Consider the following 3,525-nt stretch of genomic DNA (forward strand, 5'->3'; position numbering starts at 1 on the left):
CCCGACACAGCCACTGCACCTAAATGCGCAATAAATAGCGGTATACACGCAAATAAAGTGACTTCAAAAAAGGTGGCGAGTGAAATTGGTATACCTAGCTTAGTAATAATACCAATGGTAGTGAAATTAGGTTTTTCGAATGATGAAAGCAGGCCTTTAGCATCTACCTTTTTACTCATTTGGCAGTAAGTAACTTGTGCTATTGCCATAACAGTTAAAACAATTGCTGTGGCAATGCCACAGCCTGCGCCGCCATAAGCAGGAAACCCAAATAAGCCATTTATGAAAATATAATTTACTGGAATATTAACGGCTAAACCTAATAGGCTTATGTAAAAGGCGGGTTTGGTCATCCCCATGCCTTCGGTAACGTTTCTATATACTGTAAAAATTAAAAATCCAAACACACCCCATTTCACAAAATGGATGTAGTCAATGGCAAGGTTTGCAATAGCAGGCGTTGTATCGAGCTTTAAAATAATGGCATCTGCTAAATGGGCAATACCAAAACCTGTAAAGCTTAAAATAGCGGTTAAATAAAGCGCTTGTTGAAAATAGTGGCTAATGCCTTTGCGGTCATCGCTGCCTGAAAACTGCGCAATAATACCAGTAAGCGCTAATAAAATACCTTGCAGAGCAAGTAATAATGGGTTCCATATTCCTGTTGCAATAGAAAGTGCAGCTAAGTCAGTAGGGCTAACTTGGCCGGCCATAATTGTGTCGACTACCGACATTAAAATAAGTGTAACTTGTGCTAAAAAAACAGGTAAGGCTAGGGAAAGTAAACGCTTGGCTTCCCAATTGCAAAAGGTCATAAAAAAAGCTATTAAATAAAACAGGCGGCAATTGTAATCTATTGCGTTTCAAATAAAAATCACAGTAGTGAATGATTTTATGAGTTGATACGTTAAACTAGCACTTTGTAATAATTATAAGTGATTTTATGTTTACAGGAATAGTGCAAACACAAGCAACAGTGGTCTCTAAAACTCATGCTGATGGTGTGTTACGCTTAGTTGTATCGGTGAGCGATGAGTACGTTAAGCATTTAGATTTAGGCGCAAGTATTGCTATTAATGGCTGTTGTTTAACGGTTGTGCAAGTTGAGCTAAGTAATCATGATGTGGTGGCGCAAGTGCATTTTGATGTGATTGACGAAACCCTAAAGTTAACTAATTTAGGCCTGCTTGAGCTAGGTAGTTTAGTAAATTACGAACGCTCTGTTACGTTTGGTACTGAGCTAGGTGGGCATATAGTGTCTGGGCATATTCATTGTACGTCACAAATCTCTCAAATAGTGAAGCTTGAGAATAACTGTAAAATACAATTAAGCTTGCCAAAAGAGTGGCAAAAGTACGTGTTATATAAAGGCTTTGTTGCTATAAATGGCGCAAGCTTAACCGTAGGCGAAGTTGATGAACAAGGTTTTTGGATACACCTAATTCCGGAAACGCTCGCCATTACAAACATTGGTGCAGCGCAAGTGGGTGACAAGTTTAATATTGAAGTTGATCAGCAAACTTACACTATTGTAAATACGGTAGAGAACTACTTACGCCATCAGGCTTAAGTTAAAATATTTGTTCGTCGTCACTGTCTACGTGTAGCTCCAATTTATTATTAGCATGGTCTATATGCATATTTAAATGAATTGGGTTACAGCAGGCAGTGCAATCTTCTATATAGTCTTGATCGCCGCTGCTTGCGTCTAAGTCTAGATGTATGTGGTGTCCGCAGTGTGGGCACGTTATTCGTTGTGATAAAAAATCTTTCATAATCACTCCAGTTATAAATAATTAAGTTAGGTTCAACTTAATCGCTTACAGATGAACGTCTACTTACTCATTAAATATAGTGCTCAAATGCAGCTTATGACATTTATTTTATACCTTCAAATACCAGCTTTTCTATATGTTGTTTAGCTTCAGTAAGATAGTGACCGGCAAAGATGTTGGCATGATTTAAAATGGGGTATAGCTGGTATATTAACTTACGCTTCTCGTAATTTTGAGAAAGCGGGTAGTGCGCGTTATAGGCGCTATAAAAGTCTTTAGGCAGGGGGGCAAATAGTTCGCTCATTGCAATATCCACTTCCCGATCACCATAATAACAAGCCGGGTTAAATATTGTTGGTTCTGCTTTTAAAAATCCCATATTGCCACGCCAAAAATCGCCATGCAGTAATGAAGGTTGTACTTGATGGCTATGTAGTTGCTCTTTTACGGTATTAATTAAGCGTTCGGGTTCAATAAAGTTAATGCCTTTTTCAGCGAGTAGTTGTAATTGCCACCCTATACGCTCTTCGGCGTAAAATACATCCCACTTTTTGTGCCAGCGGTTTGGCTGTATGGTCGTGGCTAGGTAATTATCTACATCAAAGCCAAACATAGCTTGGTCATGTTTTTGATGCATTTTAGCGAGGTTGCGACCCATATTAGTCCACGTGTCGTGGGGTTGTTTATCTAAAACAAGCCATTGTAAAACAATAAACGAAAACTCTATATTTGCACCAGTTGTAATACATTCAGGTACTTTAAAATTACTATTTTGCGCCATAAGCTTTAAGCCAACAAATTCACTTTCTAAACGCTCGAGCTCGCTTTTTAGTGCTATTTTAACGAAGTAGTTATGCGTACCATTGGTAATATGAAATAGTTTGTCGGTGTTTGTACTTTGTAATTGGCGTTTGTAGGTGTGCTTAAAATCAAAATTAATGGCTTGGCTGATGTGCTCATTTACTGTTTTCCACATAACAATTGCTCGCCTTTTAAACAGATACTTAAACTATGGCAAAAAGGTATTAATTTAACAATCTAAACGTTGTAAAATTAACGGCTATATTGAATAAAATTACACTTACTGTAGTGGAGTTAAAATGAACAAAAGTTTAATAACCAATTTGCTAGCGGGTTTATGTGTTGTTGTAGGTTTTATGTTTAACCAAGCAATTGTGTTGTCTGTTGGTTTATTTGCACTTTCTGGCGCGGTAACTAATTTATTAGCTATTCATATGTTATTCGAAAAAGTCCCGTTTTTATACGGTTCAGGTGTTATAGCGCTTAAGTTTGAAAGCTTTAAAGTCGCTATACGAAACCTGATATTAACGGAGTTTTTTTCAGAGCAAAAAATTAATAATTTACTCAATAAAGCGCAGCCCAATATCGACTTTGAGCCAATAATTAGCAATGTTGATTTAAACCCTGCATTCGACAATTTGTTAGAGGTAATAGAGCAGTCTCAGTTTGGTAGTATGCTAGGAATGTTTGGCGGTACAGCGGCAATAGAGCCGATGCGTGAAAAGTTTATTGAAAAAATGCAATTGTCGCTTAGTGAGATTTCTCAAACTGACGACTTTAAAGCATTAGTAAGCCAAACACTTTCACAAGGTAATAGCGCAGAAAGCCTGCATAAAACGGTGCTTAAACTAGTTGATGAGCGCTTAGATGAGCTTACTCCTAAAATGGTTAAAGATATTATTCAGACCATGATCCGCGAGCACCTAGGCTGGCTTGTAGTATGGGGCGG

Annotated in this window: 5 protein-coding genes; 2 read left to right on the plus strand and 3 right to left on the minus strand. The window is 37.8% G+C overall.

Annotated features, from left to right (window positions below):
• Positions 1-815, minus strand: an 815-nt coding sequence (locus L652_RS0101280; protein ID WP_024603207.1) for an MATE family efflux transporter, incomplete at its 3' end; no start/stop codon positions are given.
• Between the two features lie 128 nt (positions 816-943).
• Here L652_RS0101280 and L652_RS0101285 point away from each other — a divergent pair.
• Positions 944-1,570: a riboflavin synthase gene (locus L652_RS0101285; RefSeq protein ID WP_002962511.1), complete on the plus strand. Its 627-nt coding sequence runs from the start codon at positions 944-946 to the stop codon at positions 1,568-1,570.
• Position 1,571: 1 nt separating this feature from the next.
• Here the strand turns inward: L652_RS0101285 and L652_RS0101290 are convergent, their stop codons facing one another.
• Together L652_RS0101290 and L652_RS0101295 are read right to left on the minus strand one after the other, a co-directional pair.
• Positions 1,572-1,775, minus strand: coding sequence for a CPXCG motif-containing cysteine-rich protein (locus L652_RS0101290; protein ID WP_002962509.1), 204 nt, complete (start codon positions 1,773-1,775; stop codon positions 1,572-1,574).
• A 103-nt stretch (positions 1,776-1,878) separates the two neighbouring features.
• Positions 1,879-2,751, minus strand: coding sequence for a fructosamine kinase family protein (locus L652_RS0101295; protein WP_024594823.1), 873 nt, complete (start codon positions 2,749-2,751; stop codon positions 1,879-1,881).
• Positions 2,752-2,875: 124 nt separating this feature from the next.
• Here L652_RS0101295 and L652_RS0101300 point away from each other — a divergent pair.
• Positions 2,876-3,525: hypothetical protein (locus tag L652_RS0101300; RefSeq protein WP_024594822.1), on the plus strand; the 650-nt coding region annotated here is incomplete at its 3' end.

Origin of the sequence: Pseudoalteromonas sp. TB25 (genome assembly GCF_000497995.1) — a bacterium.
Classification (GTDB): Bacteria; Pseudomonadota; Gammaproteobacteria; order Enterobacterales; family Alteromonadaceae; genus Pseudoalteromonas; species Pseudoalteromonas distincta.